This is a genomic window from Streptomyces sp. NPDC048636 (genome assembly GCF_040650655.1).
Lineage (GTDB): Bacteria > Actinomycetota > Actinomycetes > Streptomycetales > Streptomycetaceae > Streptomyces.
The window spans coordinates 49,188-72,100 of the sequence record NZ_JBEZHR010000019.1; the positions used below are offsets into that span (position 1 = coordinate 49,188).

Below are 22,913 nucleotides of genomic sequence, written 5' to 3' on the forward strand. Positions count from 1 at the left end.
GACTCTCGTTGGCTTCGGGGGCGGGTGGCGTCGGGAACGTCAGGCGTGGAACGGCAGACCGGCGTCGGCGACGAGGTCGAGGTCGTCGGTGTCTTCGGGCGGCAGCAGGGTGGCGCTGCCGTCGCCGACGGGTACGACGCCCAGCTCCAGCAGCTCGGTCATGGCGGCACCGGCGGCCATGTCCCGCACCTGGAGCTGATAGCGGGCGGTGGTGCGGTACGCGCCCCCGGCGTCGTCCCCGGTGCGCTGGAGGAAGCCGGAGTCGACGAGGAAGGCCACGGCCTTGCCGACGATGCCGGTGGTCGAACCGGCCAGTCTGCGGGCGTCCTTGGTGGCGCCGGTGGCGCTGCGCCGCGCGTACACCCGCCAGGCGGCCTCGAGACCGGGGGCGTCGGTGGCCGGATCGGTGTTGTCGCCGTGCTCCTCGGCCCGCTCCTCGAGACGGCGGCACGCCTGGCGGACGAAGGCGTCGATCCCGTTGACGGTGACCCGGCCGATATAGCCGTCGTCGGCGAGGTCCTCGGGGCGGGGAAAGGCCAGGGCGGCGACGGCGAGATGGGCCAGGCCGTGCAGGAAGCGGTCGGCGGAGTCGGTGTTGGCGCGGCGGGCGTAGTCGCCCATGCGGACGGCGAAGACGGAGTCCTCGGCGGCGGTGACGGCCATTCCGGCGCGGGTGGACACCTCCAGCACGATCAGCCCGAGCCCGGCCGCGACGGCGTCGGTGAGCCGGGCGAAGGCCGGTTCGTCACGGTGGCGGCGGAGCAGCTCGGCGTACTCGACGTCCCGCGCGGGCAGCAGCTTGGGCTGGAGCCCGAAGGCCACCAGCCGTGCGGCGTCGGCCGCGTCGGCGGGGGTGATCCCGCCCGGCGCGCCGCCGGCGGCCGGTGCGGGCTCCGGCTGCGCCGCCTCGTCGAGGGCGTCGTACTCGGTCACGGGTGAAGCTCCTTGCGCGGTACGTACTCACGGTTGACGAAGGACCCGGCGGCCGGTCGGACGGCGCGCGGCATCAGGCCGCCTCCGCCCGGTCCGCGGCCATTCCGGCGGCGTCCAGCAGGGCCGTGCCCACGATGAGGTCGGCGCCGCCGAACTCCTCGTCGTCGAGTTCGGTGCCGTCGTCGACGGCGAAGAGCAGCCGCTGCTCGCCCTGGCGGTAGGCGGTGCCGACCGGGGGGCTCGCGGCGTGCACGGCCAGGAGGGCGATGAGGTACGGGAGGTCGGCGTCCCGACGGCGGGCGTCGGCCAGCAGGCCCGAGAGCCGGCGGGGGGCGTCGGCCGGGAGGTCGAGCAGCTCCATGGCGGACGCGAGCTGTTCCTCGCTGAACCGGCTGTCGTCGGGGGTGGCGATCAGATCGGGCTCGGGCATCTCCGCGCCGAGGTGCTCCCGCTCGACGGGCGGCGTGAGCAGCATCTCCACCAGGTCGCCCATCCGTACCGAGGTCGGGGTGCGCAGACCGGTGCCCCGGGCGAAGAAGGCGTCGGTGACCCGCCCGGCGCGCTCGACCGGGAGCGGGAGCAGCGGGGCCAGCAGCTGTCCGTAGAGGTCGAGTCCGGCGCGGGCGGCGGGTGCGGCGAACGCCTGGCGGTCCTGCTCGGCGCGGAACAGCGGCCCGGCCTCCAGCAGTCGGGACTGGAGCTGGGTGTGGCGGCGGATGCAGTCCTTGACGATATCGACCAGTTCGGCCGCGCGCCGCTTGTGCTCGGGGTCCCGTCCGGAGGCGGCCTCGTCGCGCACCTTGCGGATATTGGTGAGGATCGCGTTCTCGTGGCGGTAGCGGTCGGCCACATGGTCGAGCGCCTCGGTGATCATCTCGGGGACGGTGCTCAGCCAGTCGACCGCCCGGACGTTCCGCCGGGTGGCGTCGAGGGTGCGGCGCAGCGTCTCGGAGTACTGGACGGTGCGGTAGCGGGCCTGTTCGGCGGCGAGTTGGGCGTCGGCGAGACGGCCGCGGCTGATCAGCACCTCGAGCTTGACCTCGGCGGCGATCTGGGCGCTGGTGACGTCCGTGTCGAGGGCGCCGACGAGGACGTTGACGGCTTCGTCGGTGGTGCGCAGATAAACGGTGCCGCCGGGGCCCGGGACCTCCTCGATCAGCTTGAAGTCATAGTCGCGCCGGATGTACGCGCCGTCGGCGCCGAAGGTGCCGTAGACCGCGCGGAAGCCGCGGTCCACACTGCCGACATTGATCAGGTTCTCCAGCACCCAGCGGGCGACCCGCTCATGCTCGGCGGCGGGGCGCGCGGGGGCCTGGGCGGCGACGCGGGGCAGCAGTCTGGCCACTATCTGCTCATGGTCGGCCCCGGTGTCGAAGTCCATGTGGAGCGTGACGAGGTCGATGGCGGCGAGGGCGACCTCGGCCATCGCGTACACCCCGTACTCCCCCGCCAGATTGGCCTTGCGGGTGTCGAGGTCGTGCAGCGGCGCGGTGCACGCGAGCGCGCGCAGCCGCCGGGCCAGGCCCTCGTCCGCGGCCGGGCCGGGAGCCGGGCGGGCGGGCCCGGCAGGGCCGTTGAGCTGGGGCGCGGCCGCCCCGGGGGCTGGAGATGTCACGTCGCACAGAGTAGGCCGTCGCACCGACAACGGACGAAACGGCACGGCCCGTCAGTCTACGGCCCCATGACCGGGTGGTCCGTCCAGGGCGAGCGCCGCGAAGGTGGCGAGCCAGTGGTCACCGGTGAAGTCGCCGGAGGCGGTGTACGGAAGCCCGGTGGCGAGGTGGTCGCGGGCGGCGCCCGTCAGCACCGGTATCCGCGCGTCACCGTTCGGCAGGGCGGCCGACAGCCCGCGCAGCGCCGCGGCCCGGCTGAGGGAGAGCCCGATGAGATGGCCGATCTGCGGGTCGGCGGGGTCGGAGACGACGGGCGGGGTGAGCGGGGCGGCGGGTACACGGCGGCCGGGCCCGCGTGCGGGGGCCGGTTCGAGACCGGGCAGGAAACGTGTCAGCCAGGGCCCGAACTCCTCGCGCGGAACCACCCGGCGGACCGCCTCCGCCTCGGTGAGCGCCGGGGAGAGGAAGTCCTGGCCGGAGGGTTCCCAGTGGACGGGCGCGTCATGGTCGTCGGCGAACCAGCCGAGGACGGCCTCGGCGACGGGCTCCGCCAGCGCGGGGCGGCCCGCGGCGGACGCGCTGTCGAGAACGAGGCCGAGGGCGAAGGCGCTGTTGGCGTGGGTGCCGTGGCGGACCGGATAGGTGGCCCGTGCCAGCCATTCGCGCAGCAGCTCCTCGACCGCGCCGACGGCCGGTTCCAGGGCGTCCGCCCAGCGTGCGCCCGCCGCGCCGCCGAGGGCGCGGCACTCGGCCGTCAGGGCGAGCAGCCAGGCCCAGCCGTAGGGGCGTTCGAAGGACGGGTTGGCGCGCAGATAGTCCGCCTCGGCGAGGAGCGCCCCGTGGGTGAGATGGCGGTCCAGTACCTCGGTGAGCGCGGCGGTGGGGACGCGGTCGGGGCAGCGGCGCAGCAGCCGGACCAGCAGCCAGTGCATATGGACCGCGGAGTGCCAGTCGTAGGAGCCGTAGAAGGCGGGGTGGTGGCGGTGCGGCGGCACCAGGTCCTCGGGGCCGCGCAGCAGATGCGCGGGCGCGTTGGGGTAGGCACGGGTGACGTTGGCGATCGCGACGGCGGCGAACCGCTCGGCATGCTGCCGCAATTCACCCGATATACCCCTATCTGTCTCCGGGGGTTCCACGGTCAATGGGTGGCTCCTTCGGCGATCCGCAGATCCGTCCCGGTGTGCACGGCCGCGGTGAGGATCGCGCGCAGCGCCTCGGCGGCCGTGGCGACGGGCAGCGACGGCTGGTCCCGGTCCACGACCTGTTCGGGCGCGCACGGGAGGTGGACGAAGCCGCCCCGCGTCGTCGGCCGCCGGGTGGCGATCAGATGCGCGAGCCCGTAGAAGACGTGGTTGCACACGAAGGTGCCCGCGGTCTGCGACACGGCCGCCGGGATCCCGGCGGCACGGACGGCGGCGACACACGCCTTCACCGGCAGCGGTGCGAGATAGGCGGTGGGGCCGCCCGGTACGACCGGTTCGTCGATCGGCCGCTGTCCGGCGTTGTCGGGTATCCGGGCGTCGTCCACGTTGACCGCGACCCGTTCGACGGTGACCTGGGAGCGGCCGCCCGCCTGTCCGACGCACAGCACAAGAGCGGGATCGGCCGCCTCCACCGCGGCGGCCAACTCCTCGAGCGCGGTGCCGAAGACACAGCTCAGCCGCACCGGCGTGAGATCGAGACCGGGCGGCGGGGCGGCCGCGACGAGGGAGACGGCCTCCCACGAAGGATTGGTCTCCTCGCCCCCGAAGGGTTCGAAACCGGTGAGCAGCACCCGGGTCATGACGTACTCCCTGGTTCGGGGCCTCGGAAGGCGGAGATTCGGGGCCTCAGAAGGCGAAGAGCGAGATGATCGCGATATTGCAGACCAGCAGCGCCCCGGCGGTGGGTATCTGCGCCTTGATGGGCCCGTACTGGTCCTTGAGCTCCAGCAGCGCGGCGGGCACCAGGTTGAAGTTGGCCGCCATGGGGGTCACCAGCGTTCCGCAGAAGCCCGCGAGCATGCCGACGGCGAGCACCACGGGCGCGTCCCCGTGCATCTGCTGGATGAGCACGGGCCAGCCGATGGCGGCCGTCATCACCGGGAAGGCGGCGAAGGCGTTGCCCATGATGACGGTGAACAGGGCCATGCCGATGCAGTAGACGGCCACGGCGACGTACTTCTGGCCGTCCGGCAGCAGCTGTTCGGTGATCTTGCCGACCTGGTCGCCGACCCCGGCCACCTGGAAGATGGAACCGAGTACGGCGAGCAGCTGGGGCAGCAGCAGCGCCCAGCCCATGGACTCCAGCAGCGACCGTCCGGCGTGCAGCGGCACGGTGGCGCTGCGCTCGCGGACCACGACCATCGCCACCAGCAGCCCCGCGATGGCGCCGAAGCCCAGGCCGAGGATGGTCTCGCTGCCGGTCTCGAGCACCGGGGTGCCGCCGATGTGCCAGTGCTTGACGGCCGAGGCACAGATGACGGCGACCAGCGGAATGGTGAGTGCGGGGATGAACAGCCGGTTGCCGAGCCGGGCGGCGGAGGCGACGCGCTGTTCGGGGGTGGTGGTCCGCGGCACCCCGCGGCCGGTGAGATCGAAACCGGCCAGGCAGACCATGACGAGCACGGCGACGCCCAGCGGCTCGGCGGGAGCCTTCTTCTCGGTCACCCAGGAGCTGTAGAAGAAGCAGGCACCCAGCAGTCCCCAGAAGGCGGCGGAGCCGTGGCGCTTGGGGTTGCTGCGGTCGAAGGCCATCTGCGCGGCCATCGCGAGGAAGACGGCGCCGACGAGCCAGAAGAACCACTCGGCCTTGATCACTTGGCCTCCTCCACGGTGCGGCTGCCCTCGGCAGCGGACGGTCCGCCCGAGGCGGCGAACTGGCTCTCCAGCGAGCGGTCCAGGCGAAGCAGCCGGAAGCCGTGGATGAGGAAGGCGCAGACGGCGGTGGGGATGGCCCACAGCGCGAGCTGCAACGGTTCCAGGTGGGTGTGGTAGGTGGAGTTGACGAAGCCGGTGATCAGCAGGATCGAGCCGATCGCCAGGAAGCAGTCCTCGCCGAAGAACAGCCCGACCGTGTCGGAGCTGGCGGAGTAGGAGCGGATCCGCTCGCGCACCTTCTCCGGCAGCGGACCGTAGCGCCGCTCGGCGGCCCCTTCGGCCATCGGCGCGACCATGGGGCGCACGCTCTGGGCCGGGCCGCCGACGCTGGTGAGGCCGAAGGCCGCGGTCAGCTGGCGCAGTGCCAGGTAGAGCGCGAGGAACCGGCCGGTGGTGAGCTTGGCCAGCTTGCCGATGAGGGTCCGGGCCTGTTCCTGGAGCCCGTGGCGCTCCAGGAGGCCGATGACCGGGAGGGTGATGACGAAGATCGTCACCGAGCGGCTGGAGGCGAAGCCGTCGCCGAAGGCCGCGAGGACCTCCTGGGGCGAGAGCTTGCCCAGCAGCCCGGTGGCGATACCGGCGACCCCGACCACCAGCAGGGGATTGCGTCGTGTGGCGAATCCGAGGATCACCACGAGAACGCCAAGGAGAACGATCATGCGTCCCGCCTTCCGCGCGCAGGACCTCCCGGCGCCGTGGGGGAGCACGACGTCAAGAGGAGAACGCACCGGAGGCTAGATGTTCGTTCAACGATCCGACAAGAGCCTGAAACCGACTTGTTCTCGTTCCGCTTGATCGTTTATCGCGCCGGATCCCTCAGCCGCGGGACACCTTCTGGGCGTAGGCCTCGACCAACTGCCGCTGGGAGTCGTCCAGATACGAGGCGAGCAGCCGCTCCGCCTCGGCCGCGTCCCCGGTCTGGAGCACCTCGAGAATCTGCCGGTTGCGGACCAGGTAGGGGGCGTGGAAGCGGCGGGGGTCGGCCATGACGTGGAAGACCAGCCGCAGCTCGGCCAGGACGGCGCGCATCAGCTCGTCGGTGCGGGGGCTCGCGGCGAGGCCGACGATCGCCTGGTGGAAGCGGATATTGGCGGTCGACAGGTCCTGCCAGGACCGCTCGTGCACGGCGCGCTCACCCGCCGCCACCGCCGCCTCGACGGCGTCCAGCGGATAGGGCGGGTCCCCCAGGCCGCGCAGGGTGGCGCATTCGACCAGTCTGCGCAGCCGGTAGAGATCATTGAGGTCGTCCACGGTCACCACGCGCACGAACACCCCGCGGTTGAGCTCATGGACCAGCAGCCGCTCATGGGTGAGCAGCCGGAACGCCTCGCGCAGGGTGTTGCGGGAGACGCCGAGGGCGCCCTTGACGCTGTCCTCGGAGAGCCGGGTGCCGGGCGGGAAGAAGCCCTCGGCGATGCGGTCGCGGAGGATGTCGGCGACCCGCTCCGCGGTGCTGGTGCGGCCCAGCAGCGCCCGGTCGGCCTCCAGTCCGGAGCCCCCCGGGCCACCCGGGAGTACCGGGCTTCCCGCCACCTCCGCCGCCTGTGCGAGACGTTCCTCCGCGCCTTCCGCGCCCGCCGCGGCCTCCGCCGCATTGGACCCGTTCTCCCCATTTGCCACTTTCGCTCCCATTCACGGCTTCACGCATTCCGTATGGCGAGAAGTCAAGCCCAGAAACGAGGACGGGACAACAACACTCTTGTCGGATCGTTCAACGATCGCCTACCTTGGCGCTCAACCACATCGGCCCCGCGTACGTCCCCGTATCCGTACGCCCTCCGCACGCCCGAACGGACGGAAATGACCGTACCCTTGGCGAACCCGTCGATCGATCTCAACGCCGACCTCGGCGAGGGCTTCGGCCACTGGCAGCTCACCGATGACGACGCCCTGCTGTCCGTCGTCAGCAGTGCCAATGTCGCGTGCGGCTTCCACGCGGGCGACCCGTCGATCATGCGCCGGGTATGCGAGCTGGCCGCCGAGCGAGGGGTCCGCATCGGCGCCCAGGTCTCCTACCGGGACCTGGCCGGTTTCGGGCGGCGCGCCATGGACGTCCCCGCGCGCGAGCTGGCCGATGAGATCGCCTACCAGATCGGCGCGTTGGAGATCTTCGCGCGCGCGGCGGGATCGCGGGTGTCCTACGTCAAACCGCATGGCGCCCTCTACAACCGCAGTGTGCACGACACGGCGCAGGCCGCCGCCGTCGTCGAGGGCGTACGGCTCGCGGCGGAGGGTCCGCTGCCGGTGCTCGGCCTGCCCGGTTCACGGCTCCATGAGGCGGCCCTCGCGGCCGGACTGCCGGTGGTCGCCGAGGCCTTCGCCGACCGCGCCTACACCGCGGCGGGCACCCTGGTGCCGCGGACCGAGCCCGGCTCGGTCGTCTCCGACCCCGACACCGTGGTCAAGCGCGCCCTGGGCTTCGCCCGCGACCACGCGGTCACCTCCGTGGACGGACAGCGGATCGAGGTGGCGGTGCGCTCCCTGTGCCTCCACGGCGACACCCCCGGCGCCGCCGACCTCGCCCGCCGGGTACGGAGCGAGCTGACCGCCGCGGGTGTGCGCGTGGCGGCGTTCACATGACGCTGCGGAGCCTGCCCGTCGGCGATCACGGACTGCTCGTCGAGCTCGGCAGCGGCGACGAGGCCGAGGCGCTCCACGCCGAGCTGCTGCGCCGGGCGGCCGACGGACGGCTGCCCGCGGTGCGCGAGATCGTGCCCGCCGCCCGCACCGTGTACCTCGACGGCCTCGAGGAGCCCGGCCGACTGGCCGCGGAACTGCCCGGCTGGGAGATACCGCCCCTCGCCCGTGGCGCGGGCACCACCGTCGAGCTCCCGGTGCGCTACGACGGACCCGACCTCGCCGAGGTCGCGGACCTCTGGGGCGTCACCCCGGAGGAGGCCGTACGCATCCACAGCGGCACCGAGTTCCGCGTGGCCTTCTGCGGATTCGCACCGGGCTTCGGCTATCTGACCGGACTGCCCGAGCGGTTCGCGGTGCCGCGCCGCGCCACCCCGCGGACCAAGGTCCCGGTGGGCTCGGTCGCGCTCGCGGGCCCCTACACCGGTGTCTATCCGCGCTCCTCCCCCGGCGGCTGGCAGCTCATCGGCACCACCGACACCGTGCTGTGGGACGCCGCGCGCGAACCGGCGGCGCTGCTCACCCCCGGTACCCGCGTCCGGTTCACCCCTTCTGAGTCCTATGTCCAGGAAGGGCCGACCGAGGGCGAAGGGGACGGGACATGACCGACAGCGCCTTCGCGGTCGAACGGGCGGGCGCCCTGACCACCGTCCAGGACCTGGGCCGGACCGGCCACGCCCACCTCGGCGTGGTCCGCTCCGGCGCCCTCGACCAGCCCGCCCACCGGCTCGCCAACCGCCTGGTGGGGAACGCCGACGAGGCGGCCACCCTGGAGACCACACTGACCGGCTGTGCGGTGCGGCCGCGCCGGGCGGCGACCGTGGCCGTCACCGGCGCGCCCTGTCCCGTCACGGTCGACGGCCGCCCGGCAGCATGGGGCGCGGCCGTACGCGTACCGGCCGGTGCGCTGCTGGAGCTCGGGGCCGCCACCCACGGCGTACGCAGCTATCTGGCGTTCGACGGCGGGATCGGGGCCGAACCGGTGCTCGGCAGCCGCGCCACCGATGTGCTCTCCGGACTCGGTCCGGCTCCGCTCGCGGACGGTGCGGTGCTCGGACTCGGGCCCGCCGGAAGCGCGCCGCCCGCCGTGGAGGTGGTCCCCCACCGGGGTGTGCCACGGGAGCTGGTGCTCCCGGTGATGCTCGGTCCGCGCGACGACTGGTTCACCGAAGCCGGGCTGCACACCCTGGCCACCGGTGCCTTCCGCGTCTCGGCCGCCAGCAACCGGATCGGGCTGCGGACCGAGGGCCCCGGCCTGGAGCGGGCGCGGGAGGGTGAACTGCCCAGTGAGGGCATGGCGCTCGGCGCCCTCCAGGTGCCGCCCGACGGCCGTCCGGTGCTCTTCCTCGCCGACCACCCGACGACCGGCGGCTACCCGGTGGTGGGCGTCGTCCCGGAGCGGTGGCTCGCCGCCGCGGCCCAGGCGGTGCCGGGCACCCCGGTGCGGTTCACCCCGCTGGGCCGGGTCTCCTGGGGCCGACCGGCACCGGCGTAGCCCGCCGCGGCCGCTCAGCGGGCGGCGCGGCGGCCACCGGCGTGTGCCACGGCCCGTTCCCGGTCGGCGTCCTTCCTGGCCCGGCGCTGTCCCCGGCGGCGCAGCGCCCGGCGCTCCTCCTCACCCGTGCCTCCCCACACTCCGTGGGTCATCCCGGTCTCCAGCGCGTACTCCAGGCACGCCTGGGCCACCGGGCAGCGTTCGCAGATCTGTTTGGCCCGGGCCTCCTGCTGCTGGGCGGCGGGTCCCGCGATCCCCACCGGGAAGAAGAGTTCGGGGTCCTCGTCCGTACATGCGGCGTTCTGCCACCACGCCATGGCTGCCCCTTTCCATATCTGCGGTCTTATGCGTCCGAATTTCCGTTACGGCGACCCGCCCTCGGCTCGCCGCGCACTCTCCGCGGGGCGGGCGCCCTCCGGTCACGCGTGGCGCGTCCGGGCGGGGTCGATACGAGTCGGGTTTCCGATGGCCGCCACCGCAAACGGTCTTGAACGCGCCATACGTCACAACGGGGGAATCAACCTACTCACGGCGCCCGCTCCCGCAACCCCCCGGTCGCCGGGTTCTTCGGGCAATTCTGCGAGCGCGCGGAGGGTGTCAGTCCGCCGGGGGGCCGTATCCGCCGCCGCCCGGGGTGCGGACCGCCAGGATGTCGCCGGGCATGACCTCCGCCGTGTCCCGGCCGTCGAGGTGTTCGAGGGTGCCGTCCGCGCGCTCGATCAGGTTCGCGCCGAGCCCGCCCGGTGCGCCCCCCGCCATCCCGTACGGCGGCACCCGGCGGTGGCCGGTGAGCAGGGCGACGGTCATGGGCGCCAGGAAACGGAGGCGGCGGATGACGCCGTCGCCGCCGTGCCACCGGCCGCGGCCGCCGCTGCCGGTCCGGATCCCGAAGCTCTCCACCCGCACCGGATAGCGCCACTCCAGCACTTCGGGGTCGGTCAGCCGGGAGTTGGTCATATGGGTCTGCACCGCGTCCGCGCCGTCGAAGCCGTCGCCCGCGCCCGAGCCGCTGGCGACGGTCTCGTAGTACTGCACCCGGTCGTCGCCGAACGTCACGTTGTTCATCGTGCCCGAGCCCTCGGCCTGCGCCCCGAGGGCCGCGTAGAGCGCTCCGGTGACGGCCTGCGAGGTCTCCACATTGCCCGCGACGGTGGCGGCCGGATGGACCGGCGCCAGCATGCAGCCCTCCGGGATCCGTACGTCGAGGGGGGTGAGACAGCCGCTGTTGAGCGGGATGTCCTCGGCCACCAGGGTCCGGAAGACATAGAGCACCGCGGCCATCACCACCGAGCTGGGCGCGTTGTCGTTGCCCGGCCGCTGCGGTGAGGTGCCGGTGAAGTCCAGGACGGCGCCCCTTGCCGCGCGGTCCACGGTCACGGTGACCTGGATGACGGCGCCGCCGTCCGTCTCATAGCGGTACGCACCGTCGCCGAGCGCGGAGACGACCCGGCGGACGGACTCCTCCGCGTTGCCCTGGACGTGGCCCATATAGGCGTGCACCACCTCCAGGCCGAACTGGCCGATCATCCGGCGCAGTTCCTGGATGCCCTTCTCGTTGGCGGCGATCTGGGCGCGCAGATCGGCGAGGTTGGCGTCCGGGGCGCGCGACGGATAGCGCCCCGCGGTCAGCAGCTCACGGGTCTCCGCCTCGCGCAGCACCCCGTCGCGCACCAGCAGCCAGTTGTCGAAGAGCACGCCCTCCTCCTCGATGACATGGCTGAACGCGGGCATCGAGCCGGGGGTGATCCCGCCGATCTCGGCGTGGTGGCCGCGTGAGGCGACGAGGAAGAGCAGGTCGGTGCCCGCGTCGTCGAAGACCGGGGTGACCACGGTGACATCCGGCAGATGGGTGCCGCCGTGGTACGGGTCGTTGATGGCGTACACATCGCCCGGCCGCATCGCGTCCCCGTTGCGGCGCAGCACCTCCTTGATGGACTCGCCCATGGAGCCCAGATGGACGGGGATATGGGGGGCGTTGGCGATCAGACTGCCCTCGGCGTCGAACAGGGCGCAGGAGAAGTCGAGCCGCTCCTTGATGTTGACGGAGTGGGCGGTGTTCTCCAGACGCAGCCCCATCTGCTCGGCGATGGCCATGAAGAGGCTGTTGAACACCTCCAGCATCACCGGGTCCACCTCGGTGCCCACCGCCACCGTGCGCGGCCGCGGCCGGACCCGGCTGAGCAGCAGATGGCCGCGCTCGCCCACGGCGGCCTGCCAGCCGGGGTCGACCACGGTGGTGGCATCGTCCTCGGCGATGACCGCGGGGCCGGTGACCCGGTCCGAGGGCCGCATCCTGGCCCGTTCGTACAGCGCCGTCCGCTGCCAGCTCCCCTCGGTGAACATCCTTACGGTGGCCACGGGCGCCGCCGCGCCCTCCCGGGACGGCTGTTCCGCCGCGTGGCCGCCGGTGGGCCCGGCCGCGCCGACCGCCTCCACCGACACCGCCTCGGCCACCAGCGGCTGGTCCATGGTGAAGGCGTAGCGGGCGCGGTGGGCACGGATGAACTCCTCGGCCATCGCGGGAACGGTGTCCAGGGTGACGGGGAGGGCGGAGTCGGTGCCCGCGTAGCGCAGATGGACCCGGGCCTCGGTGGTCACGGTCTCCTCCGGGACGCCGTCGGCGAGCAGTTCGGCGCGGGTCCGCTCGGCGAGCCGCGCACAGAGCTCCCGCACCCGGGGCAGCGACTCCTCCGACAGCTCGGTCTCGACGGCGTGTTCCCGCATGGCGGTGGCGTCGGCCACCCCGATTCCGTACGCGGAGAGCACACCGGCGAGCGGTGGCACGATCACCGTGCCGATGCCGAGCGCGTCGGCCACCGCGCACGCGTGCTGGCCGCCCGCGCCGCCGAAGCTGGTGAGCGCGTAGCGGGTGACATCGTGGCCGCGCTGCACGGAGATCTTCTTGACCGCGTTGGCCATGTTGAGGACCGCGATGTCCAGGAAACCCGCCGCCACGTCCTCCGGGCCGCGCCGGTCGCCGGTGGCCTCGGCGATCTCCTCGGCGAGCCGGGCGAACCGCTCGCGGACGGTGTCCGCGTCCAGCGGCTGGTCGGCGTGGGGACCGAACACCGCCGGGAAGTGGTCCGGCTGCACCCGGCCCAGCATCACATTGGCGTCGGTCACGGTCAGCGGGCCGCCGCGGCGGTAGCAGGCGGGGCCGGGTACGGCACCGGCCGAGTCCGGGCCCACCCGGTAGCGCCGTCCGTCGAAGTGGAGCACCGAGCCGCCGCCCGCCGCCACGGTGTGGATGTTCATCATGGGCGCCCTCATCCGCACCCCGGCCACCTCGGTGCCGAAGACGCGCTCGAACTCGCCCGCGTAGTGCGACACATCGGTCGAGGTGCCGCCCATGTCGAAGCCGATGACCCGGTCGTGCCCCGCTTCCTCCGACGACCGCGCCATGCCCACCACACCGCCCGCGGGACCGGACAGCACCGCGTCCTTGCCGCGGAAGTGGGCGGCCTCCCGCAGCCCGCCGTTGGACTGCATGAACATCAGCCGGATACCGCGCAGTTCGGCGGCCACGTCCTCGACGTAGCGGCGCAGGATCGGCGAGAGATACGCGTCCACCACGGTGGTGTCGCCCCGGGACACCAGCTTCATCAGCGGGCTGACCTCGTGGGAACAGCTGATCTGGGTGAAGCCCAGCTCCCGGGCGGCGGTGGCGAGCGCCTGTTCATGCGCGGTGTGACGGTAGCCGTGCATCAACACGACGGCGGCGGCGCGGAATCCGTCGCGGTGGGCGACGCGCAGCGCCTCGGTGGCGGCGCCGAGATCGAGCGGCCGTACGACATCGCCATGGGCGTCCACCCGCTCGGGGACCTCGATCACCCGCTCGTACAGCGCCTCGGGCAGCACGATCCGGCGGTCGAACAGCCGCGGCCGGTTCTGGTACGCGATCCGCAGCGCGTCCCGGAACCCCTCGGTGACCACGAGAACGGTCGGCTCACCCGCGCGCTCCAGCAGGGCGTTGGTGGCGACCGTCGTACCCATCTTGACGACGGCGATCCGGTCGGCCGGGACCGGCTCCCCGGGAGCGAGCCCGAGCGTCTGCCGGATTCCGGCGACGGCGGCGTCCTGCCGGCGCTCGGGGTGGTGGGACAGGAGTTTGCGGGTGACGAGACGGCCGTCGGGGCGTTTGCCGACGACGTCCGTGAAGGTCCCGCCACGGTCGATCCAGAACTCCCAGCGACCCGTCATCCCACCATTGTCGCAGCGGGGGGAGGGGTGGGCAGGGCTTTGCCGGGCGCCGGTGCGGCGCCTTCGCCGGGGTGCCGGGAGTCGGCGCCGGGACGACGGGAGTCACCGTCGGAGTGGCCGGGGTCGCGGGGGTCGGCGCCGGGGTGACGGGAGTCGTTGTCGGGGTGCCGGGAGTCGCAGCCGGGGTGGCCGGGGTCGGCGCCGGGGTGGCGGGAGTCACCATCGGAGCGGCCGGGGTCGCCGCCGGGATGACGGGAGCCACGGCCGGAGCGGCCGAGGTCGGCGGCGGGGTGGCGGGAGTCGCAGCCAGCGTGGCCGGGGTCGGCGGCGGGGTGGCGGGAGTCACCGTCGGAGCGGCCGGGGTCGGCGTCCAGGGCGGCGAGGGCGGCGCGGGCCGCCTGTTCGTCCCGGCTGTCGAGGAGGTGCTCCGTGCGCGTCAGCCGGTGGCGCCACTCCAGCGCCGCGAGGGCGAGCAGTCCGGGCAGCAGATCGGTACAGCGGTCCGCGATCCAGCGGGTGCCACGGGTCGCCATCCACCACGCGGCCGCGGCGGGCGAGGGGGCGGGGCCGTCGAGTACGAGCGACGGCGGCTCGCCCATGGCCACGCCGCGCGTGGTGAGCGCGGTGTGGAACTCCCTGGCGAGCAGCCGGTGGCCGAGCTCGCTGGGATGCAGCCGGTCCACGCTCCACGCCCCGCGGTCGGCGACCCAGGAGTGGTCGCCCAGCTCCACATGGACCGTCTCGTACCGTGCGGACAGCGCGCGCACCACGGTGTTCACCGCCCGCATCCGCCGCCCCAGCGGACGGGCCAGCGCGGACGGCAGTCCGAGCATCCGCCCGGGGTCGGGCTGACAGGCGGTGAGCACCACGGCGCCGTCGGCGCGCAGCGCGCCGATCGTGCGGTCGAGGGCCCGGGCGACGCGGTGGATGTCGAAGGAGTCGCGCAGCGTGTCATTGCCACCGACCACGACGGACGCCAGATGCGGGCGGGCCCGGCGGGCGGCGGTGAGCTGCTCCTCGGCGACGTCGGCGGCCAGCGCGCCACTGCGGGACACATTGACCAGCTCCACCTCGGCCCCGCCCCGCGGCCCCGCCGACTCCGCCAGCAGCGCGGCCCATCCGCGCCATCCGCCCCCGGCGGCGGGATCGCCCAGCCCTTCGGTCAGCGAGTCCCCGAGCGCGGCGAACCGCACCGCCCCGGGCGGCGCCTCGCCCGGAACCCCCTGTGGGGGGACCCCGACCACGGCGGGCGCCGACACCTGCCGGGTGACGCCCCGGCAGATGGCCATGACGCCTTGGGCCGGTGCGGTGGCGGCGTCGCCCCCCGCGGGGACGGCGACGGGTCCGATATCCAGCGCGCGGGAGCCACGGGTGGGAGGCTGCGGCGCCCGCCGCGCCGGTCCCGGGCTCCGTCCGGGCACCCTGCCCGGGAGGACCGGGGCCGTCGCGGACGGTGGGGCTTCGGTGTCCGGCGGTCGGGCGGTGCGGGGCGGGGTCATCGCGCGCCGCCTATGGGCTGGTGGGCGGGGTGGTTGGCCGTGGGGCAGTGCGCCACCACCCCGTTCACCTGCCGGGACGCGGCCGGGTCCTGACCCGCGTCACGCGAGGCGACGTCGGCCGTCTCCGCCTGCGCGGGCGCCTGCGCGGGCGCCTGCGCGGGCGTCGGACCGTCGGCCGACGGTGCGTCATGGGCGGCCAGGAAGGAGTCGACCGCGGCGGGCCAGCCGTAGCGCTCCGCCCGCGCCCGGGCCGTCGCGCGGCGCAGCGGTTCCGGGCGGTCCAGGATCCGTTCCACCGCGTCGGCGAACGCCGGTCCGCTGTCGGCCGCCGTCACCCCCGCCGCTCCGACGATGGCCGGCAGGGCGGAGAGCTCACTCACCACCACGGGCGTGCCGCACGCCAGCGCCTCGAGCGCCGCCAGGCCGAAGGTCTCCGCCGGGCCCGGTGCCAGGACGACGTCCGCGCTCGCCTGGAGCGCGGCGAGTTCGGTCCGGCCCGCGACATGGCCGAGGAAGGCCGCCGCAAGCCCCTCCGCCCTGGCGCGGGCCTCCAGCCGTCCGCGCAGCGGCCCGTCGCCCGCGGCCACGAGGGCCGCCGGGACGCCGCGCCGCCGGAGTTCGGCGAGGGCGTCGAGGGCCCTGCCGGGTCGCTTCTCCGGTGAGAGCCGCGAGGCCAGCAGGAGCAGCACCGCGGCGTCGCCCCGGTGGCGGTCGCGCAGCCGGGGGTCGTGGTGCGCGGGGTGGAAGTGGTCGAGGTCCACGCCCAAGGGGGCGCGTACGACATTCCGCGCGCCGATACGGACAAACTCGCGCGCCGCCCACTCCGTCGTACAGACGATCCGCGCGTAAGCCCGTGCGGTCCGCCGGTTGAGCCGGTCGGCAGCCCCCTCGGCGAACGCCCCCGGTACGCCCCAGGTGCGCAGCACGGCGTCCGCGCTCTCGTGGGAGACCATCACGGCGGGAACGCGGGCGCGCCGCGCCCACTCCCCCGTCCAGCGCAGGGTGGTGCGGTCGGAGACCTCCAGCCGGTCCGGGGCCAGCGACTCCAGCAGCGCGCTCAGCCGCCGCCGGTCGGTGAGGACGCGATAGCCGCCGGTACCGGGGACGCACGGTCCGGGGAGGGTGATCACCCGTCCCTGGCGGGTCTGTTCGTCGGAGACCCGCTCCCCCGGCACCACCAGCACCGGTTCATGACCGGCGGCCCGGTAGCCCGCGCCGAGCTCGCGCAGCGCGGTGCGGAGGCCGCCGGAGGCGGGGGTGACGAAGTTGGCGAGCCGGACGATCCGCAGCGGGGCCTGGCTCCGGGGCCGGTTCGGGGACTGGTTCCGGGTGTCGTCGGTCATGCCGCCACCGCCGTACGCGCCATCAGCACCTCGGCGTAGTGGTCGACCAGTTGGTCGACGATGGCGCCCCAGGTACGGCCCTCGACCGCGTCCCGGGCGGTGCGCCCGAGCGACGCGCGCAGCCGGTCGTCGACCGCCAGCAGCGAGACGGCGTCGCGCAGCCGCGCGGAGTCGCCGGGCGGCACCAGCAGTCCGGTCCGTCCGTGGTGGACGAGGTCGAGCGGTCCGCCCGCGGCGGGCGCGATCACCGCGACCCCGCTGGCCTGCGCCTCCTGCACGGTCTGGCAGAACGTCTCCTGCGCGCCGGGGTGGGCGAAGACGTCCAGCGACGCGAAGACGCGGGCCAGTTCATCGCCGGTGCGGCGGCCGAGGAAGCGGGCCCGCGGCATCGCCGCACGCAGCGCGGGTTCGCTCGGCCCGTCCCCGACCACGACCACCTGGACGCCGGGGAGGGCGCAGAGCGGGGCCAGCAGGTCGACGTTCTTCTCGGGGGCGAGCCGCCCGATGTAGCCGACGATCAGCTCACCGCCGGGCGCGAGGGCGCGGCGCAGTTCGGGGTCGCGCCGGGAGGGGTGGAACCGCGTGGTGTCCACACCGCGCGGCCACAGCCGGACCCGCGGCACCCCGTGCTCCTCGAGGTCACGGGCGGCGGCGGTGGACGGGGCGAGGGTCCGGTCGGCGGCGGTGTGCACGGCGCGGATCCGCCGCCACGCGGCGTTCTCGCCGGCGCCGAGGTAGGTACGGGCGTAGCCGCCCAGGTCGGTCTGGTAGACGGCGACGGCCGGTATCCGCAGCCGCAAGGCGGCCGTCATCCCGCGCGCCCCCAGTACGAAGGGGCTGGCGAGGTGGACGAGATCGCTGCCGTGGGAGGTGATCGCGGCGGCGAGGCGACGGCTGGGGAGTGCGACGCGCACCTGTGGATAGCCGGGCAGCGGGAGCGAGGGGACGCGGACGACGGGATACGGATGCGACCGGTCGACCTCCCCCTGGTCCTCCGGTGGCCCGTCCCCGGAGGCGACGGGTGCGCCTCCGGGGGGACCCGCGGGGGCGATGACCAGCGGCTCATGACCGAGCCTGTGGAGGTGGTCGGCGGTCTGGAGCGTGCAGTGGGCGACGCCGTTGATGTCGGGCGGGAAGGATTCGGTGACGATGGCGACTCGCATACCGGTGTTGTCGGCGTACGAAGGGTGGCCCCGGCATCGAGCACGTTTCGCGCCGTGGAACGTCCCATGAGCGTTGGCCTTCGCGGCCCGTGGCGGGGTGGACGACCCCGGTCACGCCCCGCCATCCCCGGACGAATCCGGCCCCGGACCGGCCCGCCCGGTGAGCGCCCCGGACAGCCGTGGGCGGGGCGACTCACGAGCCCCCGGACGCGGATTCGGCCCGGCGGGCGGCAGGCGCCGTCGGCCGCGGCCCCGGACCGCGTGGGGCGGCGTCGCGCTCGGCGCGGGGAGACCGGTCGGCACCGGCAACGACGGACGGGAGCCGCGAGGGCCCGGGACAGACGCCGGGTGGGTCAGACGCCCGCCGCGTCGGGGCCGATACGGCTGCGGACGGCGGTCTGGACGTCCGCCTCCTCGGCGGGGTCCGCGGCCAGGCGGCGGAGTTGCTCCACGACGCGGGCGTCGGCGGTGGCGGCGTGGTGGGCGGCCACTTCGCGGGTGGTCTCCTCGCAGTCCCAGAGACACTCGACGGCGAAGCCCGCCGCGAAGGACGGATCGGTGACGGCGAGGGCGCGGGCGGCGCGGCCGCGGAGGTGGGAGGAGGCGGTTTCGCGATAGATATGGCGCAGAACGGGCGCGGCGCAGGTGATCGCGAGGCGTCCGGCGCCGTCGACGAGGGTCCACAGGGCCTGGGCGTCGGGGCCGTCGCCGCGGACCGTACGGCGGAGGGCGGAGAGCACGAGCGGGGCGTCGTACTGGCCGCCGCGGCAGGCGAGCATCGCGGCGGCGGCGTCGCCGAGGGCGTCGGGGCGGTGGGCCCAGACACGGGCGCGGTCGAGGGCGGTGATACTGCGCATCCGCTCGAAGGCGGAGAGGGCCGCCTGGGAGACCAGCTCGGTGGCGTCCGGCTCGGTCACGGCACGCTCCACCAGGTCCAGCACCTCGGGGTCGCCGGTCTCCGCGAGGTGCCGCAGGGCGGCCGCGCGGGCCGCGTCCGGGGCCGACGCGGCGGCGGCGAGCAGGTCGGGACGGTCCTCGGGACCGGCGACGGCGATGAGGCAGCGGGCCGCCGCGTCCGGCGTACGGGCGCTCGGCCGCAGGTCGTGCTCCTGCTGGGCCCAGCGGAGTACGTCGTGGACGCTCCAGCCGGGGCGCGGCCCGGCCGGCCGCAGCTGGCGCTGCCAGCGGTCGAAGGCGCCCTGCTCCTGCGCGGCGCGCACCCGCTGTCCGTAGCGCGGATCGTCGGCCCACAGCCGCCAGGGCCGGGGTTCATAGGCGCCGCGTACGGCGGTGGCCAGTTCGGCGTTGCCTTCGGGGCTGTCGGGGAAGCGGGCGAGGACCGCCGGGGCGAGCGCGCGCAGCCCGGTGTCGTCGTCGCGCAGGGCCAGCTCGTCCAGGGCCCATTCCCAGTTGGACCCGGCCGCGGCGTAGCGGCGGAGCAGCCGCAGGGCGTCGGGCCGGTCGTAGGAGGCGAGGTGGCCGAGGACGGCCAGGGCCAGCCCGGTGCGCTGCTCATCGGTGTCGAGCAGGTCGTCGGGGTGGAAGAGGTGCTGTTCGATCGCGTCGAGCTCGGCGTCGAGATCGAGACAGAGCCGTGCGTAGTAGAGGGAGCGGTTCTCTACCTGCCAGTCACGGCGGGGGTCGCGCAGCACGCAGTGGTGCAGTGCCGCGAGCGCCTCGGCCCGCGGCGCCGCGAGGGCGTGCAGGGTCCCGTCGCCGCGGCCCCTCTGAAGGAGGCCGAGCAGGGTGCCGCTGGGCGCTATGTCTGGATCGAACATGAGGTCAGCATCCGGTGCGGGAGGTTCGCTGGCAACGGGATTTCCGTCGATCGGCATTCTTGCCGATGTCCGGGTGCGGTATGCCTGCTGGACGCCCGGACTGTAGGGATTCCCGAGCGCCGCAGCCTACCGGAACCGATTCTTCCGGCGCATGCGGGCGAAATGTCCCAGGAAAGCCGCTGGCATATGCCAGAAGCACCACCGGATCGGGTATTGCCAAACCGGTTACGCGATGTCGCAGCCTGTGCAACAGTCGTAACCGGTCCAGCCCCATGAAACCGGCCGCCGCGCCCGTATCGGAGAACGTCATGCCGTCCCCCCGCTCCGCGGACCAGCCCGCCGTCCAGCCGCCCCGCCGCGGCGCGGTCGACGCCCTCATCTCGCAGACCGAGCGGCTCCGCGGCAGGGTCGACGCCGTCCGCCGCGACACCACGGCGGACCCTATGGACGGGCGGCACGATCCGGAGGTGCGCTGGCAGCGCGCGCTGTGCGATCTCGCCGTCCATCATCTGGACGACCTCGGCCAGCATCTGGGCCAGCTCCGCGAGGGGCTGCCCGTGGACCAGCCGGAGCCGTCCGGTCCGGGCGGGCGTACCGTGCCCGAGCCCCGGGCCGGAAAGGGCGGCACCCGCGTCCCGGCCGCGGACGAGCCCGCCGCGGAGCAGCCGCCCGCGCGCGGTTCACTGCTGAGCCGGGTCGGCAGCGCCGAGTGGAATCTCCTCACCGACGAGGTGGTCTGGTCCGACGAGCTGTGCCGGATCTTCGGCCGTACCCCCGAGGACGGCGGGCTCACCCTCGACGAGCTGCCCTCGTGGGTCTCCCCCGAGGACCAGCCGATGCTGACCGGGATGGTCACCGACTGCCTGGTGGACGGCAAGCCGATCGACGGGGAGTTCCGCGCGATGCGCGCGGACGGCGCGCTCCGCACCCTCCATATGGCGGGCGAGCCGGTGTTCGACGCCGACGGCAGCACCGCGTCCATGTGGGCCGTGCTCCGGGACGTCAGCGAGCTGCGGCGCAGCCAGCGGGCGGTGCGCGAGAGCCAGGACTCGCTCCAGCGCCAGCGGTACGCCGCTCGCACCGAGCACCGGCTGGCGGTCGAGCTCCAGGAGGCCGTACTGCCGCCCTGGCGCGGTTCGCTGCGGCTGCCGGACAGCGGCGCCCCGGGGGCGGTGGCCGGGGACGCCGGTCTTGACCTGGCCGCGCACTACCTCCCCTCCGAGACCAGCGCGCGGATCGGCGGCGACTGGTACGACGCGCTCGAACTGCCCGACGGGCAGACCCTGTTGAGCGTCGGCGACCTCACCGGTCATGGCGCCGCGGCGACGTCGGGGATGGCCATGCTGCTCGGCGCCGTCCGCGGGATGGCGGTCGCCGGGATCGATCCGGGACCGCTCATGGGTCGGCTCAACCAGCTGCTCGGGGTCTCCTCGCAGCCCGCGCTCGGCAGTGCCCTCTGCGGCCGGTACGACCCGCGCAGCCGCACCCTGGTGTGGGCGCAGGCCGCACACCCCGCCCCGCTGCTCTTCCGTGGCGGGACGGGGCGCGCGCTGACGCCGCCGGGCGGGGTGCTGCTCGGCGCCACCACCGGCGCCGCGTACACCCAGGCCGAGGAACGGCTCGAGCCCGGAGACCTGTTGCTGATGTACACCGGCGGACTCGCCCAGGACGCCGGGGCCGCCACCGAGCGGCTGCTCGCCCTCGCACCGCGGTTCGCCGCCGCCCGGGGCGCACAGGACTGCGTACGGACCGTGGTGGAGGCGTTCGGCGACGAGCGCCGTGAGGGCGATGCCTGTGTGCTGATCGCAGGCGTCGGCGTCTAGCGATCAGCACCTCCACCCGTGCGGCCGGTGACGCGACGGCCGCTAGACCGTCGCGCTCCTGGCCGTGCCGCCCACCCCTTTCACTCCAGGACCCGCCCCCTTCGCTCCCTTGGCGGCGGTGCCCTTGGGCACGGCCTGCTTGATCTCCTCCCGCAGCTCCCGGATCGGCCCGGAGGAGGCGTACGGGGCGGTGAGCCCGTACATCTCGCACAGCCGGTCCCAGGTGCGGTGCGAGGAGTTCTGCTCGATGGTGTCCAGCGCCTGCCGCGCATGACGGCCGCCCTGTTCCGGGTCGTCACCGATGAAGCAGGCCGAGGCGATGGAGATGTGGTCGAAGATCTGCGACCGCTGACGGCCGCCCTCCCGCATCCGCAGCGCCTCCTTGGCATGGCGCTGTGAAAGGGACGCGACCGAGGGGTCGTGCTCGGCGAGGGTGCGGTAGATCAGCCCCTGCATCCCGTGCATATCCGCCTCGTTGAACAGCTGCATCCAGCTCGGGGACGGTCCGCGGTCCCGCTCGGAGACGAACAGCTCCTCGGCCTCGCCCAGCGTGCGGCGGACGGCCTGGCCGTGGCCCATGGACGCCTGCGCCCATGCCTCGATGGTGCAGAACATGGCACGGGTACGGGGCAGCGCCTCGTCGCCCGCACCGGACTTGGCCAGCCGCATCAGCTCCAGGGCGTCCTGCGGGCGGCCGATGTGCACCATCTGACGGGCGGCCCGGGACAGCGCCTCACTGGCGCGCGGGCGGTCCCCGCCCTCCCGGGCCGCGTGCGCGGCCATCACGAAGTACTTCTGAGCGGTGGGTTCGAGACCCACGTCGTGGGACATCCAGCCGGCCAGTACGGCCAGGTTGGCCGCCACCCCCCACAGTCTGCGCTGGAGGTGCTCGGGGTGGTGGTGATAGGCGAGCATCCCGCCCACCTCGTTGAGCTGGCCCACCACGGCCTTGCGCTGGAGGCCGCCGCCGCGGGCCGCGTCCCAGGCACGGAAGACCTCCACCGAGGTCTCCAGCGCGTCGATCTCCTGGGAGCCCACGGGGGCGGCTTCATAGCGGTCGAAGCCCGCCGGTTCGGCGGACAGGGGCTGGTCGGTACGGGGGGCGTCGGAGGCGAGGGTGGGGTCGGAGAGCAGCCAGTCGCTCATGGCACCGGTGATGGCGGTTCCCGCGGCGAGCGCGGCGCCCGCACCCACCAAGCCGCGTCGGTTGAACATAAGGTCCATTCCCGTGAATTCGGTGAGGACCGCGGCCGTGGACTCGGGGGGCCAGCACAGCCCATCGCCGGACTGCCCCTTTCCCGCGCGCCCTCCACGTCCGAACCCGAGGTCCTCGATGGTCACGACACGACCGAGACGCTCGGTGAACAGGGCTGCCAGCACCTTGGGCACGGGATCGCGCGGCGTCTCGCCGGTGTCGATCCAACGCCGCACCCGCGAGGTGTCGGTCGCCAGCTGCGGATGGCCCATGGCCGCCGCCCGCCGGTTCACGAGCCTCGCGAGCTCTCCCTTGGACCAGCCGGCCAGGCCGAACAGGTCCGCAAGACGGGTGTTGGGTTCCCTCGTCACGTCAA

The 22,913-nt window shown here is 74.0% G+C and carries 18 protein-coding genes; 4 read left to right on the forward strand and 14 right to left on the reverse strand.

All coding sequences use genetic code 11. The features are described from left to right. Nucleotides 1–39 precede the first annotated feature (39 nt). From AB0C66_RS32860 to AB0C66_RS32890, 7 genes are all read right to left on the reverse strand, one after another. Nucleotides 40–933, reverse strand: coding sequence for a hypothetical protein (locus tag AB0C66_RS32860; protein ID WP_362447081.1), 894 nt, complete (start codon nucleotides 931–933; stop codon nucleotides 40–42). Nucleotides 934–1,006: 73 nt separating this feature from the next. Next, the gene (locus AB0C66_RS32865) at nucleotides 1,007–2,548 is read right to left on the reverse strand and encodes a hypothetical protein (RefSeq protein WP_362447084.1); all 1,542 of its coding nucleotides are present in this window, start codon (nucleotides 2,546–2,548) and stop codon (nucleotides 1,007–1,009) included. Nucleotides 2,549–2,599: 51 nt separating this feature from the next. Further along, nucleotides 2,600–3,643: a DUF2891 domain-containing protein gene (locus tag AB0C66_RS32870; RefSeq protein WP_362447087.1), complete on the reverse strand. Its 1,044-nt coding sequence runs from the start codon at nucleotides 3,641–3,643 to the stop codon at nucleotides 2,600–2,602. Between the two features lie 41 nt (nucleotides 3,644–3,684). Continuing rightward, entirely contained in the window at nucleotides 3,685–4,329 is a 645-nt protein-coding gene (gene pcp, locus AB0C66_RS32875; RefSeq protein WP_362447090.1) for a pyroglutamyl-peptidase I, read from the reverse strand. Between the two features lie 46 nt (nucleotides 4,330–4,375). After that, nucleotides 4,376–5,344, reverse strand: a complete 969-nt coding sequence (locus AB0C66_RS32880) for a DUF979 domain-containing protein (protein WP_362447093.1) — start codon at nucleotides 5,342–5,344, stop codon at nucleotides 4,376–4,378. Further along, nucleotides 5,341–6,063, reverse strand: a complete 723-nt coding sequence (locus AB0C66_RS32885) for a DUF969 domain-containing protein (protein ID WP_362447096.1) — start codon at nucleotides 6,061–6,063, stop codon at nucleotides 5,341–5,343. Before AB0C66_RS32885 ends, AB0C66_RS32880 begins: the two co-directional genes overlap by 4 nt. A gap of 157 nt (nucleotides 6,064–6,220) precedes the next feature. Then, entirely contained in the window at nucleotides 6,221–6,937 is a 717-nt protein-coding gene (locus AB0C66_RS32890; protein WP_362447293.1) for a GntR family transcriptional regulator, read from the reverse strand. Between the two features lie 267 nt (nucleotides 6,938–7,204). Between AB0C66_RS32890 and AB0C66_RS32895 the strand changes: the two genes are divergently transcribed. The 3 genes from AB0C66_RS32895 to AB0C66_RS32905 are packed head-to-tail and all read left to right on the forward strand — an operon-like array spanning nucleotide 7,205 to nucleotide 9,536. Next, on the forward strand, nucleotides 7,205–7,984 hold the full coding sequence (locus AB0C66_RS32895; RefSeq protein ID WP_362447099.1) for a 5-oxoprolinase subunit PxpA: 780 nt from the start codon (nucleotides 7,205–7,207) through the stop codon (nucleotides 7,982–7,984). Next, on the forward strand, nucleotides 7,981–8,646 hold the full coding sequence (pxpB, locus tag AB0C66_RS32900; protein WP_362447101.1) for a 5-oxoprolinase subunit PxpB: 666 nt from the start codon (nucleotides 7,981–7,983) through the stop codon (nucleotides 8,644–8,646). The genes AB0C66_RS32895 and pxpB overlap by 4 nt, the downstream gene beginning before the upstream one ends. Continuing rightward, nucleotides 8,643–9,536, forward strand: coding sequence for a biotin-dependent carboxyltransferase family protein (locus AB0C66_RS32905; protein ID WP_362447104.1), 894 nt, complete (start codon nucleotides 8,643–8,645; stop codon nucleotides 9,534–9,536). The genes pxpB and AB0C66_RS32905 overlap by 4 nt, the downstream gene beginning before the upstream one ends. A 14-nt stretch (nucleotides 9,537–9,550) precedes the next feature. Here AB0C66_RS32905 and AB0C66_RS32910 read toward each other — a convergent pair whose 3' ends face one another. From AB0C66_RS32910 to AB0C66_RS32935, 6 genes are all read right to left on the reverse strand, one after another. Then, nucleotides 9,551–9,853 carry a WhiB family transcriptional regulator gene (locus tag AB0C66_RS32910; RefSeq protein WP_362447107.1) on the reverse strand — a complete coding sequence of 101 codons (303 nt, stop codon included), beginning with the start codon at nucleotides 9,851–9,853 and terminating at the stop codon, nucleotides 9,551–9,553. A 280-nt stretch (nucleotides 9,854–10,133) separates the two neighbouring features. Continuing rightward, entirely contained in the window at nucleotides 10,134–13,736 is a 3,603-nt protein-coding gene (locus tag AB0C66_RS32915; RefSeq protein WP_362447110.1) for a hydantoinase B/oxoprolinase family protein, read from the reverse strand. Next, nucleotides 13,733–15,025, reverse strand: a complete 1,293-nt coding sequence (locus AB0C66_RS32920) for an SGNH/GDSL hydrolase family protein (protein ID WP_362447113.1) — start codon at nucleotides 15,023–15,025, stop codon at nucleotides 13,733–13,735. Before AB0C66_RS32920 ends, AB0C66_RS32915 begins: the two co-directional genes overlap by 4 nt. Nucleotides 15,026–15,231: 206 nt before the next feature. Next, on the reverse strand, nucleotides 15,232–16,578 hold the full coding sequence (locus tag AB0C66_RS32925) for a glycosyltransferase (RefSeq protein ID WP_362447116.1): 1,347 nt from the start codon (nucleotides 16,576–16,578) through the stop codon (nucleotides 15,232–15,234). Then, entirely contained in the window at nucleotides 16,575–17,741 is a 1,167-nt protein-coding gene (locus tag AB0C66_RS32930) for a glycosyltransferase family 1 protein (RefSeq protein ID WP_362447119.1), read from the reverse strand. Before AB0C66_RS32930 ends, AB0C66_RS32925 begins: the two co-directional genes overlap by 4 nt. Nucleotides 17,742–18,094: 353 nt before the next feature. Then, complete coding sequence (locus AB0C66_RS32935; RefSeq protein ID WP_362447123.1) at nucleotides 18,095–19,519, reverse strand: HEAT repeat domain-containing protein; 1,425 nt, start codon at nucleotides 19,517–19,519, stop codon at nucleotides 18,095–18,097. A 308-nt stretch (nucleotides 19,520–19,827) separates the two neighbouring features. Here AB0C66_RS32935 and AB0C66_RS32940 point away from each other — a divergent pair, with 308 nt between their 5' ends. Next, nucleotides 19,828–21,342, forward strand: coding sequence for a SpoIIE family protein phosphatase (locus tag AB0C66_RS32940; protein WP_362447126.1), 1,515 nt, complete (start codon nucleotides 19,828–19,830; stop codon nucleotides 21,340–21,342). Between the two features lie 42 nt (nucleotides 21,343–21,384). Here AB0C66_RS32940 and AB0C66_RS32945 read toward each other — a convergent pair whose 3' ends face one another. Continuing rightward, complete coding sequence (locus AB0C66_RS32945) at nucleotides 21,385–22,908, reverse strand: hypothetical protein (protein ID WP_362447129.1); 1,524 nt, start codon at nucleotides 22,906–22,908, stop codon at nucleotides 21,385–21,387. Nucleotides 22,909–22,913: the final 5 nt, after the last annotated feature.